The 14,814-nt window shown below is 45.5% G+C and carries 14 protein-coding genes and 2 riboswitches; of the genes, 13 read left to right on the forward strand and 1 reads right to left on the reverse strand.

The features are described 5' to 3' along the window. The first annotated feature begins 36 nt into the window (after positions 1–36). The 9 genes from N780_RS19440 to ilvA all read left to right on the forward strand — a co-directional run bounded on the left by N780_RS19440 (position 37) and on the right by ilvA (position 9,923). Positions 37–282, forward strand: a complete 246-nt coding sequence (locus N780_RS19440) for a dihydroxy-acid dehydratase domain-containing protein (RefSeq protein WP_084599410.1) — start codon at positions 37–39, stop codon at positions 280–282. A 401-nt stretch (positions 283–683) separates the two neighbouring features. After that, positions 684–2,420 (forward strand): biosynthetic-type acetolactate synthase large subunit, encoded by a 1,737-nt coding sequence (gene ilvB, locus N780_RS06090; protein ID WP_036781407.1) that lies wholly within the window; start codon positions 684–686, stop codon positions 2,418–2,420. Further along, complete coding sequence (gene ilvN, locus N780_RS06095; RefSeq protein WP_036781410.1) at positions 2,417–2,938, forward strand: acetolactate synthase small subunit; 522 nt, start codon at positions 2,417–2,419, stop codon at positions 2,936–2,938. The genes ilvB and ilvN overlap by 4 nt, the downstream gene beginning before the upstream one ends. A gap of 77 nt (positions 2,939–3,015) precedes the next feature. After that, on the forward strand, positions 3,016–4,053 hold the full coding sequence (ilvC, locus tag N780_RS06100) for a ketol-acid reductoisomerase (protein ID WP_036781412.1): 1,038 nt from the start codon (positions 3,016–3,018) through the stop codon (positions 4,051–4,053). Continuing rightward, on the forward strand, positions 4,040–5,584 hold the full coding sequence (locus N780_RS06105; RefSeq protein ID WP_036781414.1) for a 2-isopropylmalate synthase: 1,545 nt from the start codon (positions 4,040–4,042) through the stop codon (positions 5,582–5,584). The genes ilvC and N780_RS06105 overlap by 14 nt, the downstream gene beginning before the upstream one ends. Positions 5,585–5,597: 13 nt before the next feature. Then, positions 5,598–6,704 (forward strand): 3-isopropylmalate dehydrogenase, encoded by a 1,107-nt coding sequence (leuB, locus tag N780_RS06110; RefSeq protein ID WP_036781416.1) that lies wholly within the window; start codon positions 5,598–5,600, stop codon positions 6,702–6,704. 68 nt (positions 6,705–6,772) lie between these two features. Next, positions 6,773–8,191, forward strand: a complete 1,419-nt coding sequence (gene leuC, locus N780_RS06115; protein WP_036781419.1) for a 3-isopropylmalate dehydratase large subunit — start codon at positions 6,773–6,775, stop codon at positions 8,189–8,191. A gap of 111 nt (positions 8,192–8,302) precedes the next feature. Next, entirely contained in the window at positions 8,303–8,893 is a 591-nt protein-coding gene (gene leuD, locus N780_RS06120) for a 3-isopropylmalate dehydratase small subunit (protein WP_036781421.1), read from the forward strand. 43 nt (positions 8,894–8,936) lie between these two features. Continuing rightward, complete coding sequence (gene ilvA / locus N780_RS06125; RefSeq protein ID WP_052114910.1) at positions 8,937–9,923, forward strand: threonine ammonia-lyase; 987 nt, start codon at positions 8,937–8,939, stop codon at positions 9,921–9,923. A 474-nt stretch (positions 9,924–10,397) separates the two neighbouring features. Here the strand turns inward: ilvA and thiW are convergent, their stop codons facing one another. Beyond that, on the reverse strand, positions 10,398–10,886 hold the full coding sequence (thiW, locus tag N780_RS06130; protein ID WP_036781424.1) for an energy coupling factor transporter S component ThiW: 489 nt from the start codon (positions 10,884–10,886) through the stop codon (positions 10,398–10,400). 85 nt (positions 10,887–10,971) lie between these two features. Beyond that, positions 10,972–11,081: riboswitch (TPP riboswitch) on the reverse strand. 460 nt (positions 11,082–11,541) lie between these two features. Further along, positions 11,542–11,648, forward strand: a riboswitch (TPP riboswitch). A gap of 176 nt (positions 11,649–11,824) precedes the next feature. Here thiW and tenA point away from each other — a divergent pair. From tenA to thiE, 4 genes are read left to right on the forward strand one after another with little or no spacing between them, the layout of a single operon-like run. Further along, positions 11,825–12,523, forward strand: coding sequence for a thiaminase II (gene tenA / locus N780_RS06135; RefSeq protein ID WP_036781426.1), 699 nt, complete (start codon positions 11,825–11,827; stop codon positions 12,521–12,523). Then, positions 12,516–13,331 carry a bifunctional hydroxymethylpyrimidine kinase/phosphomethylpyrimidine kinase gene (thiD, locus tag N780_RS06140; RefSeq protein ID WP_036781428.1) on the forward strand — a complete coding sequence of 272 codons (816 nt, stop codon included), beginning with the start codon at positions 12,516–12,518 and terminating at the stop codon, positions 13,329–13,331. Before tenA ends, thiD begins: the two co-directional genes overlap by 8 nt. After that, positions 13,331–14,119 (forward strand): hydroxyethylthiazole kinase, encoded by a 789-nt coding sequence (thiM, locus tag N780_RS06145; RefSeq protein ID WP_036781430.1) that lies wholly within the window; start codon positions 13,331–13,333, stop codon positions 14,117–14,119. The genes thiD and thiM overlap by 1 nt, the downstream gene beginning before the upstream one ends. Then, positions 14,116–14,754: a thiamine phosphate synthase gene (thiE, locus tag N780_RS06150; protein ID WP_036781432.1), complete on the forward strand. Its 639-nt coding sequence runs from the start codon at positions 14,116–14,118 to the stop codon at positions 14,752–14,754. The genes thiM and thiE overlap by 4 nt, the downstream gene beginning before the upstream one ends. Positions 14,755–14,814: the final 60 nt, after the last annotated feature.

Below are 14,814 nucleotides of genomic sequence, written 5' to 3' on the forward strand. Positions count from 1 at the left end.
GTAACGAATCATGAGAAGTGATATGCAACACGTGGCATCTCAATCAGTCACGTTTCTCCAGAAGCCGCTGAAGGTGGCCCGATCGGCTTAGCCGCTGACGGTGACCCAATTCAGATCGACCTAGAAGCAAGAACGATTAAACTTTTTGTAGAAGACGATGTATTAGAAGAACGAAGAGCAGCATGGGAGAAGCCGCCAAGTAAAATAGATGGTCGCGGCTACCTTGCTAAATACCAGAAGCTCGTTACGTCCGCAAATACAGGCGGAGTCATGAAAGTATAAAAAGTGGATATCGAATAAATCTACGACGGGAATAAAAGAGTAAGAACCTGTATTCACAGAGAGCCGGGGTTGCTGGAAGCCCGGAAATACACCTTATTCTGACATCCTCCCTGAGTGCTTGGCTGAACGACTCTGTTTAGTAGGCTCAAGTCAGGTGTACAATGAGCACCTGTTATCGAAAGAGACGATGCACACCTCGTGCTTTTGTCTCGTAAGGCAGTGAGCATCATGCTGCGAAATCAGGGTGGTACCGCGAAAATAACCATTTCGCCCCTAACTCTTCACAACACACGTGGAGTTTATATGGGGTGGGATGGTTTTTATTATGAAAAAAATCAATGAATAACTAGCTTTAAGCTAGTTCTTACTAAACAAATTCAAATGAAATGGAGGGATTACAGGTGAAGGTAGAAGCAAAACATCAAACGCAGCAATCTGCTGCGTCGCACACAAAAGCTCCTAAAACAGGAGCAGACCTTCTCGTAGACACACTTCAGCAAGTTGGTGTTGATACGTTATTTGGTTATCCAGGAGGAGCCGTTTTACCCATTTATGATGCCATATATCGTGCAGGAGACGCATTTGATCACATTCTCTCACGCCATGAACAAGGCTCCATTCATGCAGCGGAAGGCTACGCTCGCGTTTCAGGCAAACCTGGCGTTGTGATTGCAACCTCTGGGCCAGGTGCTACAAACTTAATAACCGGTATTGCGGATGCGATGATGGATTCACTCCCACTTGTGGTATTCACAGGTCAGGTGGCTAGCGGCGTTATTGGAACAGATGCTTTCCAAGAAGCTGACGTAATGGGTCTTACAACACCGATCACGAAACACAATTACCAAGTCCAATCCTTAAGCGACCTGCCTCGCATAGTGAAAGAAGCATTCCACATTGCTTCTACTGGTCGACCTGGTCCTGTTGTTGTAGATATTCCAAAAGATATCTCATCAAGCATTGCAGAGGAATCCTATGATACAACTTTCTTCCTGCAAGGCTATCAGCCAACGGTAAAGCCTAATCCACTTCAGCTAACGAAGTTGAAAGAAGCTCTATCTCAAGCTAAGAAACCAGTTATCCTGGCTGGTGCAGGCGTTATACACGCTGGTGCTTCTGAAGAATTGAAAAACTTCGCCCAAAAGCACGCGCTTCCTGTAACAACAACGCTTTTAGGACTTGGCAGCTTCCCTGGCGAGAATGAATTAAGCCTAGGAATGGCCGGTATGCACGGAACCTATGCCGCTAACACAGCCCTTTATGAGTGCGATCTGCTTATTAATATCGGAGCTCGCTTCGATGATCGTTTAACAGGGAATCTCAAACATTTCGCTCCTAAAGCAACTGTCGCTCACGTTGACATCGACCCTGCTGAAATTGGCAAAAACGTAGAGACGCACATCCCAATTGTTGCAGACGCTAAAAAGGCGCTCACAGAAATTGAAAACATGGATGTTGATATGAAAAACCATGGTGACTGGTTGAAAGAAGTATCCGGGAATAAGGCAAACTTCCCTCTTTGGTTCGATAACCCTGAAAAAGAAATGGTGCCACAATGGCTCATCTCAGCCCTTCACAGAGTTACAGACGGAAATGCGATTGTGACAACAGACGTCGGACAGCACCAAATGTGGGCAGCTCAGTATTATTCCTTTAATAAACCAAACCGCTGGGTCACTTCAGGCGGACTTGGCACGATGGGCTTTGGCTTCCCTGCTGCAATCGGTGCACAAATTGCCTCCCCTGACGAACCTGTCGTCGCGGTCGTCGGAGACGGTGGTTTCCAAATGACATTGCAAGAACTGTCTGTCTTAAAAGAAAAGAAATTACCTGTCAAAATTGTCATCGTGAACAATGGTGCGCTTGGCATGGTTCGCCAGTGGCAAGAGAAATTTTACGATGAGCGATTCTCTGAATCCCTTCTTCAAACACAACCAGACTTTGTAAAGCTTGCAGAGAGTTACGGCATTCGCGGCGAACTCGTTCAGTCGCAAGATGAACTTTCTCAAATATTGCCGGATGTGTTTGACTACGATGGACCGGTCCTTCTAGACTGTCGCGTCCTTCAACAAGAGAATGTCTATCCAATGATCGCCCCAGGCAAAGGGCTACACGAAATGATTGGGGTGAAACGATGAAACGAATCATTACGGCAACCGTGCAGAACCGAAGTGGCGTACTAAACCGCGTTACCGGCCTTTTGCACAAACGCCAATTCAATATCGAAAGCATTTCTGTTGGAAGAACAGAAACAGAAGGCATTTCCAAAATGACCTTTGTAGTAGAAGTCGAGGATAATCAAAAGCTTGAACAATTAACAAAACAGCTCAATAAACAAGTTGATGTTTTAAAGGTATCAGACATTACCGATAAAGCGATCGTAGCGCGTGAACTGGCGCTAATCAAAGTTGGCAGCAACATTCAAAACCGCAACGAAATCCAGACGATTATTGAGCCTTTCCGAGCCACCGTTATTGATGTCAGTAAAGAGAGCATGACGGTTCAGGTTACTGGAAAATCAGAGAAAGTCGAAGCGCTGATAGACCTCCTCCGCCCTTACGGCGTGAAGGAATTAGCGCGAACAGGGCTGACGGCCTTCTTAAGAGGACAACAGCCACAAGTCGCTGAGTTCACCCCACAATCCCTATTGCAGTAAGGGAACCGGGAACTTTCACACCTTAAGTAGTTTGAATATTCAATGAATAAACCAAAATCAGAGAGGATGGATTGAAAATGGCAGAAGTACTTTACAATCAGAACATTAACGAAGAGGTTTTAAAAAATAAAAAGGTCGCAGTCGTAGGCTATGGCTCTCAAGGTCATGCACATGCACAAAACTTGAAAGAAAGCGGATTTGACGTTGTCGTTGGCCTTCGCCCGGGGAAATCTTGGGATAAAGCAGAACAAGACGGGGTTGAAGTAAAACGCGTTGCTGACGCTGTTAAAGAATCAGAAGTGGTTATGGTTCTTCTTCCGGATGAATATCAACCTTCTGTTTACGAAGAAGAAATCAAACCAAACCTAGATGCAGGAAATGCTCTTGTATTCGCCCATGGTTTCAACGTTCACTTTAATCAAGTCGTACCACCAGAAGATGTGGATGTATTCCTAGTTGCTCCAAAAGGACCAGGGCATCTTGTACGACGCACATTTGAAGAAGGCGCTGGAGTTCCTGCCCTTTATGGTGTGTATCAAGATTACAGCGGTCAGGCAGAGAAGCTCGCTCAAGCATACGCAAAAGGAATTGGCGCAGGTCGTGCAGGTGTTCTTCAAACTAGCTTCCAGGAAGAAACAGAAACGGATCTGTTCGGTGAGCAAGCCGTCCTTTGTGGTGGCCTTACAAGCCTTGTAAAAGCCGGTTTCGAAACGCTAACAGAAGCAGGGTATCAGCCAGAAGTTGCCTACTTCGAATGTATGCACGAACTGAAGCTAATCGTTGACCTTATGTACGAAGGCGGTCTTGAAGGCATGCGTCATTCAATCTCTGACACAGCTCAGTGGGGTGACTTCGTATCCGGCCCTCACGTTGTGAACGAAGATACGAAAGCTCGCATGAAAGATGTTCTGACTGATATTCAAACAGGTGCATTCGCTAAAGGGTGGATCCTTGAGAACCAGGTAAATCGCCCTCAATTCAACGCCATCAATGTAAAAGAAAACAGCCATCAAATTGAACAGGTTGGAAAGGAGCTCCGTGAATTAATGCCTTTCGTGAAAGAGCAGGCCAAATCTAAAAAAGAAAAGGAAGTGGTCGCAAATGGCGCACGTTAAGGTATTCGACACAACCCTACGAGACGGAGAACAGTCCCCTGGAGTCAATCTAAATAAGCTAGAGAAACTTGAGATCGCCAAACAACTAGAGAAACTTGGAGTAGATATTATGGAAGCGGGATTCCCCGCTTCCTCCCAAAATGAATTTGAATCGGTTCAGGAGATTGCACGCACCGTTAAAAACAGTTCCGTAACCGGGCTTGCACGTGCGAAGAAATCGGATATTGATACAGCTTGGGAGGCATTGAAAGACGCTTCAGAACCTCGTCTTCACGTATTCTTAGCCACCTCCCCTATTCACATGACGCATAAGCTGAAGAAGACTCCTGATGAAGTCATTGAAACTGCTGTTGCAATGGTCGAATATGCAAGGGAACGATTCCCACAAGTTGAGTGGTCAGCAGAAGATGCGTGTCGATCCGATAAAGAGTTCCTTGTTCGAATCATTGAGAAGGTCATTGACGCTGGAGCTACGGTTGTTAACCTGCCAGATACGGTTGGTTATACAACTCCATATGAATACGGAGAACTGTTCCGTTACGTGAAAGAAAATGTCCCAAACATTGATCGCGTCTCCCTTTCCTGTCATTGTCACGATGACCTTGGCATGGCGGTTGCAAACTCGTTAGCTGCTATTGAAAACGGCGCAACTCAGATTGAAGGAACCATTAATGGCATTGGGGAACGTGCAGGTAATGCTTCCATTGAGGAAATCGCTGTCGCCCTTCAGATCCGCAACAATTTCTACGAGCATTCTACCAATCTCGTATTAAACGAAATCAAACGCACGAGTGATCTAGTCAGCAAGTTTACTGGGATGGTTGTCCCTGGCAACAAAGCGATCGTAGGAAAGAACGCCTTTGCCCATGAATCTGGTATTCACCAAGATGGCATGATGAAGAACGCTTCCACCTACGAGATCATCACGCCTGAAATGGTTGGCATCGGGGCTAGTAATATGGTTCTTGGGAAACATTCAGGCCGTCACGCTTTCGAAGATAAAGTGAAATCCCTTGGCTATGACCTTTCTGAAGAAAAGCTTAAAGATGCTTTCAAAGCTTTCAAGAGTTTAACAGACCGGAAGAAAGACGTAACAGACGAAGACTTGTTTACAATTTTGACAGATGTTCAAACCGACTCATCGGATGCTGCCAAATATAAACTAGAAGCTTTCCAGGTTCAATATAGTTCCGCCAACATCCCTACTGCCACAGTAGCTATGACGACACCAGAATATACACGCGTAGAGACAGCTGGAACAGGCCAAGGTAGTGTTGAAGCCATCTATAACACCCTTGAGGCTCTAATCCATGAGGATATTCACTTAGAAGATTATCGCTTGAGTTCAGTTGGTGAAGGACGCGACGCCCTTGCAGAAGTACACGTAAGGCTAACTGTTAACGGAACGGCAGCGAGCGGCCGTGGGGCAGCACAAGATGTTCTTGAAGCTTCTGCGAACGCATTCTTAAATGCCGTTAACCGCGTTATTTTAAATCAACAACTATTAAATAAACAATCTGCGCCCGTATAAGGAGGTTCTACTATTGGAAAAGCAAATCGTATTGTTACCTGGTGATGGAATTGGTCAGGAAGTCATCGAGTCTGCTAAACAAGTTCTAGAAGCCGTCACTGAACGCTTCCACCATACATTTACGTATCATACACACGATATTGGAGGAGCAGCCATTGATAAACATGGCACTCCTCTCCCAGAAGATACAGTTCGAGCTTGTCAGCAATCCGATGCTGTTTTACTAGGAGCCGTTGGTGGACCAAAATGGGATCAAAATCCTTCTCACCTTCGCCCAGAAAAAGGGCTTCTTGGGATCCGCAAGCAGCTTGGTCTTTTCGCTAACCTTCGTCCAATCAAAGGGTTCGATCAACTTCTCCACGCTTCCCCGTTGAAACATGAAGTTGTTGCCGGGAGTGACCTTCTAATCGTTCGTGAATTAACAGGTGGTCTATACTTTGGAACACCTAGTGAAAGACGGAACAACGGCCAAGAAGTTGTTGATACCCTCTCCTATCAGCGACATGAAATTGAGAGAATTGTAGATAATGCGTTCCAGAGCGCTCGCTTAAGACGCAAACACTTAACAAGCGTGGATAAAGCGAATGTCTTAGAATCAAGTAAAGTTTGGAGAGAAGTCGTTGAGGAGAAAAAGGCAGATTATCCGGATGTTGAAGTAGAACACCTGCTAGTCGATGCAGCTGCGATGAAGCTCATCACAAATCCAAGACAGTTTGACGTCATCGTTACAGAGAACATGTTCGGCGATATTTTGAGTGATGAGGCTTCTGTATTAACGGGATCACTCGGGATGCTTCCTTCTGCTAGTCTCAGAGAAGACGGTATGGGGTTATACGAACCAGTTCACGGTTCAGCACCAGACATCGCAGGTCAAGGAGTTGCAAATCCACTTGCTACGATTCTTTCAACCGCACTTATGCTTCGCCATTCATTCGGATTAGAGAAAGAAGCAGCTGTGATTGAAGAAGCTGTTCAACAAGTACTAGAGGATGGCTACTGCACAGGCGATTTAGACGTTAAAGGCGGTAAACAAGTCGGCACTAAAGAAATGACTCGCCTCGTCCTAGAGCGAGTGACGACACAAGATGCCACACACAGTATTATGACTTGTTACGTTTAGTGAGATGGACATAAGGTGACCAAACACCTTATGTCCCCTCCCCTATTTTTTCATAAAGGAGTGAGACCATGACCCAGCCCAAAACAATCGTTGAAAAGATTTGGGATCAACATGTTGTCCATCAAGAAAAAGGAAAGCCAGATCTACTCTATATCGATCTCCATTTAATTCATGAAGTCACATCACCACAGGCGTTTGAAGGATTACGCATGAACGGTCGTTCTGTTCGTCGCCCAGAACGCACCTACGCCACGATGGACCATAACGTACCGACGCGTGAACGTCATATCATTAAAGATGCCGTCTCTAAGAAACAAATGGAGACGTTAAAACAAAATTGCGATGAATTCGGCATCCCTTTAGCTGATATTGATCACCCTGATCAAGGCATTGTTCACGTCATCGGACCTGAGCTTGGTCTTACTCAGCCAGGCAAAACAATCGTTTGTGGAGATAGTCATACTTCTACACATGGTGCATTTGGCGCGTTAGCATTTGGTATTGGAACGAGTGAAGTTGAACACGTGCTAGCCACACAGACTCTTTGGCAAGCATCTCCGAAAACTTTAAACATAAAAGTAAACGGAGAGCTTGGCACAGGCGTTACAGCGAAAGATTTAATACTAGCTGTTATCGGGAAATACGGGGTACGCTTCGGAACAGGTTATGTGATTGAATATACAGGCGATGCGGTTCGCTCCCTTACGATGGAACAGCGTATGACAGTTTGTAACATGTCGATTGAAGCCGGTGCACGTGCTGGTTTAATTAGCCCTGATGAAACAACAGTCGAGTACCTTCGCGGTAAACGCCACGTTCCAGAAGGTGCGGCTTTCGATGAAGCCGCAGATGAATGGCTGGCTCTAGCTTCAGACGAAGGCGCTGTGTACGATCATACGCTTGAGATCGATGCTTCTGAAATCGAACCACAAGTTACGTGGGGAACAAACCCAGGCATGTGCCTGCCGGTCTCAGCATCAGTTCCAGACCCTGCTGAAGCTACTTCAGATAATAAGCGGGCAGAGATTGAACACGCTTTAAACTATATGGATTTACAGCCGAATCAGCCCATTTCAGACATTGCAATTGAGCACGTCTTCATTGGTTCTTGTACCAATTCACGGATCAGTGACTTGCAAAAAGCTGCCGAAATTGTTCGAGGCAAAACGGTTCACTCTTCTATAACAGCTATCGTGGTCCCTGGTTCTCAATCCGTAAAACTACAAGCTGAAGCAGAAGGATTAGATGTCGTGTTCAAACAGGCAGGCTTCGAATGGCGGGATGCCGGCTGTAGCATGTGCCTAGCTATGAACGATGACGTCATTCCACCAGGAGAACGCTGTGCTTCCACATCAAACCGTAACTTCGAAGGACGACAAGGAACAGACGCACGTACTCACCTAGTGAGCCCAGAAATGGCCGCAGCCGCAGCCATCACCGGCCACTTCACAGACGTCCGCCAATTCACAAGCGCTTTACAACACTAAAGCGTGCCTGACACCGTTCATTACGCTAAAGCAACAAAGGGGGACTGGCACGCTCTTCTGCTTTAATGCAGAAAAGCGATCTCTCCCCCCTTTACCAGGAGGGATAAGACAATGGAACCGATTCGGAAGCATGAGGGTTTGGTTTATCCGTTAAACCGCTCCAATGTAGATACTGATCAGATTATACCGAAGCAATTCTTAAAACGCATTGAACGACAAGGGTTTGGCCAGTTTCTCTTCTACAACTGGCGCTTTCATCATGATGGAACAAAGAAAGAAGACTTCTCATTAAATCAACCTAAGTACAACGGGGCTTCTATTCTCGTTGCAGGTGAGAACTTCGGTTGCGGCTCATCTCGTGAGCATGCTCCTTGGGCACTTGAAGATTATGGATTCAAAGTCATACTTGCCCCAAGCTTTGCCGATATCTTCTTTAACAACTGCGTGAAGAACGGCATTCTTGCTGTCACACTACCAGAAGAAGAAATTAGCCAGCTCATTCAAAAAGCAGAAAACGAAACGTATCATTTAACCGCTGACCTTGAAAACCAGGTTATATACGACAATGAAGGATTCAAAACGTCGTTTGAAGTCAATGATTACCAAAAAGAAATGTTGATCAATGGGTGGGATGACATATCCGTCACCCTCACCCATGAAAATAAGATCAAGCAATACGAATCTAAAAAAGTAGGAGTGTGAAGACATTGGGAATTGCTTAACAGGAACCAAAATCACGGAGGCGATGGAGCACCTTAAAGACGTGGTCCACCGCACCCCACTAACAACTTCAACATCAATCAACGACCTAACAGGAAAACAAGTTTATTTCAAAATGGAAAACATGCAGAAAACAGGTGCTTTCAAAGTTCGGGGGGCCAGCTTTAAAGTTTCTCAGCTAACTAAAGAAGAAGCTAAAAGAGGTGTCATCGCTGCATCTGCAGGAAATCACGCACAAGGTGTAGCCCTTGCCGCTTCCAAACGAGGAATCAAGGCGAAAATCTTTATGCCTGAGCATACGCCAGAGGCTAAAGTCAAGGCAACAGAGAGCTACGGAGCTGAAATCGTGCTGACCGGCGAATCTTTCCAAGAATCATTTGAGGCAGCATGTGCTGATCAGCGCCGAAATGGCAGCGTCTTTATTCATCCATTTGATGATTATGACGTGATGGCCGGCCAAGGTACGATTGCTCTTGAAATGCTTGAACAAAATCCATCCCTTGATACGCTAGTTGTTCCAATCGGAGGAGGCGGACTGATTAGTGGTGTCGCCGTTGCAGCTAAATCTGTGAAGCCGTCTATTAAGATCATCGGCGTGCAGTCTGCAGGAGCGAGTGCTATGTACAATCAGTATTACAAACAAGGACCTTCCACCTTAAAGAGTGTTTCCACCATTGCAGATGGAATCGCCGTGAAGAAACCTGGTCAAAACACGTTCCCACTCATCAAGCAATACGTCGATGAGATCGTAACCGTGTCAGAAACACACATCGCAAAAGCCATCGTTACGATGCTTGAGCGAAACAAGTCACTTGTCGAAGGAGCCGGAGCCTCAGCACTTGCAGCTGTTCTCGAGCACGGTTCCAACATCCAATCGAATCATACGGGAATCATCGTAAGCGGAGGCAACATGGATCTTGCACGATTACCCATGATTCAAAACTTGAGCCAGCAGGAAGAACCAACCCCTGTATCAGCAGCTCAAAAAAGCACGTCATTTGTAGCTTCTTGAAAGCTATAACAAAAGCGGAGGTGCCCGTTTAGCAACGTATAGACTGGACTGAACCACCGCGAGATCTAGGAAACACGATGAGCATAAGCGAATCGATGTTGACTAATCGACCGGAGGTGAGGGAAGTCTACTAGTTGCCGGGCGCCGCAGCTAGATGCAAACAAGTGAATGAGAAGCCCAGTCCAATATGGTCTGGGCTTTTTCTTTTGATTTAGGCTATCCGCTGACTGGATCTCTTACCTTTTCTAAAACTCTCACCATAAAACGTCACTGATTCAGGTTATCTCTGACCTTTTGAAGCACTTATCTCTCAAAAGGGCGTAGATAGTGTTGTTCTATTACCTTTTTACCGTTTCTAGCAATTAAAAGGTTACAGATCAAGCCTTTCTCTTACCTTTTGATTGGTCATCGACTATAAAAGGTCAGAAATAAGCATATCTATACTCAAAACCGAGTTGCATCACACCATACACTTCAAACCCTACGAACACTCAACCTCTCCCCAACTCTCGACAGCACAAACCACCCAAGAAAAGCACCTGACACACTACTTACGAAAAAAGGCGGTAAAAACGCTAGAGCCCCTACGGAAGTACCCATAAATAATTGCGCATAAGGTACTGCAAACAACGCACCAATCACACCTGTACCCAACACTTCCCCAACAACAGCCAATCCTTTTCTCTTGGAAATCTTATAAAAAATCCCTGCCAGTAGAGCCCCAATCATCCCTCCTGGAAAAGCTAAAAGCGTCCCTAACCCTAGAAGAACACGTAAAATGCCAATCACAAACGCAATGGCTACAGCCGGGAGCGGTCCTAAAGTCACTGCTGCCAGTACATTGACAACATGCTGTACAGGATAGGCTTTGGCGATCCCAGCCGGAAACCATAACACTTGCGCCCCTAACGTCCCAATCGCTACAAAGATTGCCATTGTCGTGATCATTCTTGTTTTGTTCATTACATTCCTCTCCCTTTCTAAATAAGGGGAAACAAAAAAGCCAGATCTTGTAATAGACCTGACTTCGAATGGTAGAGTATACAGACGTATCGCCTGACTACTTCCCTCCGCTGGTATGACCCAGATCAGGTTCGTAAGAGTCAGGAAGCTCCATTGCTCCCCTCTCAGCCCATTCAGGCTCCCCTAGTAGTATCATTAAATCTTGTAAACTTTGTTTATTAGACTAACACAACCTTCCAACTTTGCAAATCTCCTAATCTTTTAGCTAGAAAAATGGTCTATTAATCCTGGAAGGCTTTAGTTCGAGAAAAAATTCCTCCGTTGCTTTCTTAACATAAGCCGTGATACATTCCTTTTTCTGTGGGTCCGTTTTTCTATTAACAGCCAGGGCTGGATGGGGGACTGCGAGACTCCCGCGGAAATATGAGCCTAGGCAAGACCCCACAGTGAGCGACAGCGAACGAGGAGGTAAAAAAGAAAGAGGAAGTTCGACTAGAAACGTCACGTCCTGTGACTACGTCGAACGACCCCCCATCGTGTGGGGCCGCAGGAAAGCGAGTTGTCCCCCATCCAGCCCAAACCCTTTTAAAGTAACGGACCCTTTCCAATGTAGACAAATCCAGGAAACCTATGTTAAGGTATCGGTACAATATAGGAAGTCCACTAGGGGCGCCCATTTTTTGGCTGAGATAAGGAGAAATCCTTGGTCCCTTTGAACCTGATCTGGTTAGTACCAGCGAAGGGAAGTGGAGTCGGTTGGATTTGTTATACCTAAGATTTGTGGGCGCATTATTCTCATGTGATCTCTCAATCTATTATTTTATAATCCAGAAACCGCTCCAGTTCTAGGAGCGGTTTTTTTATGTTCAACACCCCCAACCCCCTCCCTCCTCACTACCTGGTTCACTTCCTATAAATAAAACCAGGAGGCAACTACTATGTCATTTACTGACCAACTTCGTCATGATGCAAAGCCGATTTTTCAAGCAATTTTCAACCATCCTTTTGTGAAAGGGATTGGAGAAGGAGACCTCCCAAAAGAAGCCGTAGCTCATTACGTGAAAGCCAATGCCGAGTACCTTCATGCATTCATGAATGTGTATGGAATTGCGATTTCTAAATGTAGCGATCGGGAGGATATCGCGTTTTTCAAAGAAAATATCGAATTTGTTCTTAATAGCGAGATTCATCCCCATCACAATCTATGCGCTTATATTGAAACCCCGTATGAGGATTTACAGGGATATCCCCTTCCCCCTACGGCTGACCACTACATTAAACATATGAAGACCCATGCCCACGAAGGGACACTTGGAGAAATCTTGGCGGTACTCCTTCCATGCCCTTGGACGTACCTAGAAATTGGGGACTATTTAATGGAGCACGTGCAGCCAACACCTGACCACCCTTTTTATGAGTGGATCACCTTTTATGTGAACGATGAAATAAAAGCCACAACGAATCAACTTCGCAAAAAACTAGACGCCTGGGCAGAGACTGCTTCACCTCGGGAAAAGAAAGCCATGAAAGATGCTTTTATAAAGAGCTGTCAGTTAGAGTGGGCATTCTGGGAAATGGCGTACCGCTTGGAAACATGGCCAACTTCCTCTCTCAAAGAGGTGACGAGTCATGCGTAACGTGAAAGGTGCTCTTTCAATTGCGGGCACGGACCCTAGTGGGGGCGCAGGTATTCAGGCAGATCTTAAAACCTTTCAAGAATTAGAGGTGTACGGTATGTCTGTCATCACTTCTGTTGTTGCTCAAAACACGTTAGGTGTGAAGGGAATTCGCCATTTAGAAGCTAGTTTTATAAAAGAGCAGCTTGAATCTGTTACGAACGATATGCCTGTTCACGCGGTCAAAACAGGAATGATTGCAAATTCTGAAATGATTGAAGCCATTGCAGAGCACCTGCGTCCTCTTACGTTACCTCTTTGCGTGGATCCTGTCATGATTGCCCAAAGCGGTGATGCTCTCGTTGATCATAAAGCATTGCAAGCCATGCGCGATGAGCTCCTCCCTCTTGCAACGATTGTCACACCAAACATTCCGGAAGCAGCGGCGTTAACAGGGAGAAGCTTGGAATCAGAAGAAGATCGATACGATGCTGCCAAAAGGATTGTACACGATTTTGGCTCTTCTTCTGTTGTCATTAAAGGAGGTCATCTTGATGGAGAAGCAACTGATCTCTTTTACGACGGAGATACGTTCAAAACCTTTACCTCTCCTCGCTTTGATACATTGCACACACACGGGACCGGGTGCACCTATGCAGCTGCGATCACAGCTGAACTTGCAAAAGGCAAAAGCTTAAATGAAGCCGTGAGTGTGGCTAAGACCTTCATATCAGCAGCCATTGAACATACACTCGAGATTGGGCACGGCCAAGGACCTACGAATCATTGGGCTTATCAGAACACAAAACGGAAAGGAGAATATGTATAATGACTTATTTGCAAAAGTTAAGAGAAACAACGCCACTTATTCATAACCTAACAAACGAGGTCGTCATGAATTTTACCGCTAATGGGTTATATGCCATTGGAGCCGCTCCTGTTATGTCAAAATCTATTGATGAAGTATCTGACATGGCAAGCATTTCAAGTGGTGTTCTATTAAATATTGGAACGATTTCCTCAACAGATGTAGAAGCCATGCTCTTGGCAGGAAAAGCGGCCAACAAAAAAGGGATTCCCGTTGTATTAGACCCTGTAGGCGCTGGTGCTACTCCTTTTCGTCTGGAAACTTGTCATAGACTTCTAGATGAACTAAATATTACAGCGATTCGCGGAAATGCCAGTGAAATTGCAGCCTTAATTGGTGAGAATCAGTGGCAATCAAGAGGTGTCGATTCAGCTGGAGATGGAGATGTAGTAAAGCTTGCTCAAAAAGCAGCCACTTCCCTTACTTGTCTAATCGCCCTAACCGGGGAAACGGATGTGATCGCCAACCAAAATGAAACCGTTGTATGCCTGAATGGCACCCCGCTCTTAGGTAGCATTACAGGCACCGGGTGCTTACTCAGCTCTATTCTAACGGCCTTCCTCTCTCTTGAAGGCCCAAACGTCCAGAAAGTCGTTGAAGCCATATCCGTCTATACAATCGCAAGTGAAATCGCTGTGGAACACCCGCACGTTGAAGGACCTGGGACCCTTCACCCTTACTTCCTAGATGCCCTTTACACCATCACACCTGAGGAAGTTAGAAAGCGTCAGAAAGTAGAAACAAGATGAAAGCTCAGATTAAATCCTTATTAAAGCTCTATTTCATTATGGGGAGTCAAGATTGTCAAAGAAACCCCAGAGATATTTTGTTAGAAGCGATTCAGGGTGGAATTACTTGTTTTCAGTATAGGGAGAAAGGTCCCCATTCCCTTAAAGGTGATCAGAAAATCCAGTTAGCAAAAGACTTGCAGTTCATTTGCCAGGAGTACCAGATCCCCTTTATCGTCAACGATGATGTTGATCTTGCTCTTAGGATAAAAGCTGATGGCATTCATGTTGGGCAGGATGACTCCGATATTCGTGAAGTTGTGAATCGGTGTAGCGGGCTTATGATCGGTCTCTCCATCACTTCTCTAGAAGAGGCCTTAAGCTCACCCTTCGATTCCATCGATTACATTGGGGTCGGTCCCATCTATCAAACGTCTACAAAAATAGACGCCAAAACACCTATCGGATTAACAGGCTTAACTAAGATTAGAAAAGAAGTTCATGACTTCCCAATCGTCGCTATCGGCGGTATTCATTCAGGTAATCTAAAAGATGTGTTCGAAGCAGGCGCAGACGGCGGCTCTTTCATATCCGCTATCACCGCACATCCAAATGGTACACATGCAGCCAAACAACTTTACAATGCTACACTATAACCAAAGCCAGGGATCTCTCCCTGGCTTTTTTCTACTCAACTCAATAGTTGATTTAATTTT

Origin of the sequence: Pontibacillus chungwhensis BH030062 (genome assembly GCF_000770675.1) — a bacterium.
GTDB classification, from domain to species: Bacteria; Bacillota; Bacilli; order Bacillales; family BH030062; genus Pontibacillus; species Pontibacillus chungwhensis.

Excerpts from the sequence above, each read along its gene's own strand:
- ilvN (WP_036781410.1), top strand. The coding sequence starts at position 2,417 with ATGAAACGAATCATTACGGCAACCGTGCAGAACCGAAGTGGCGTACTA.
- N780_RS06105 (WP_036781414.1), top strand. The coding sequence starts at position 4,040 with ATGGCGCACGTTAAGGTATTCGACACAACCCTACGAGACGGAGAACAG.
- thiE (WP_036781432.1), top strand. The coding sequence starts at position 14,116 with ATGAAAGCTCAGATTAAATCCTTATTAAAGCTCTATTTCATTATGGGG.
- leuD (WP_036781421.1), top strand. The coding sequence starts at position 8,303 with ATGGAACCGATTCGGAAGCATGAGGGTTTGGTTTATCCGTTAAACCGC.
- thiW (WP_036781424.1), bottom strand. The coding sequence starts at position 10,886 with ATGAACAAAACAAGAATGATCACGACAATGGCAATCTTTGTAGCGATT.
- thiM (WP_036781430.1), top strand. The coding sequence starts at position 13,331 with ATGACTTATTTGCAAAAGTTAAGAGAAACAACGCCACTTATTCATAAC.
- thiD (WP_036781428.1), top strand. The coding sequence starts at position 12,516 with ATGCGTAACGTGAAAGGTGCTCTTTCAATTGCGGGCACGGACCCTAGT.
- ilvC (WP_036781412.1), top strand. The coding sequence starts at position 3,016 with ATGGCAGAAGTACTTTACAATCAGAACATTAACGAAGAGGTTTTAAAA.
- tenA (WP_036781426.1), top strand. The coding sequence starts at position 11,825 with ATGTCATTTACTGACCAACTTCGTCATGATGCAAAGCCGATTTTTCAA.
- leuC (WP_036781419.1), top strand. The coding sequence starts at position 6,773 with ATGACCCAGCCCAAAACAATCGTTGAAAAGATTTGGGATCAACATGTT.
- ilvA (WP_052114910.1), top strand. The coding sequence starts at position 8,937 with ATGGAGCACCTTAAAGACGTGGTCCACCGCACCCCACTAACAACTTCA.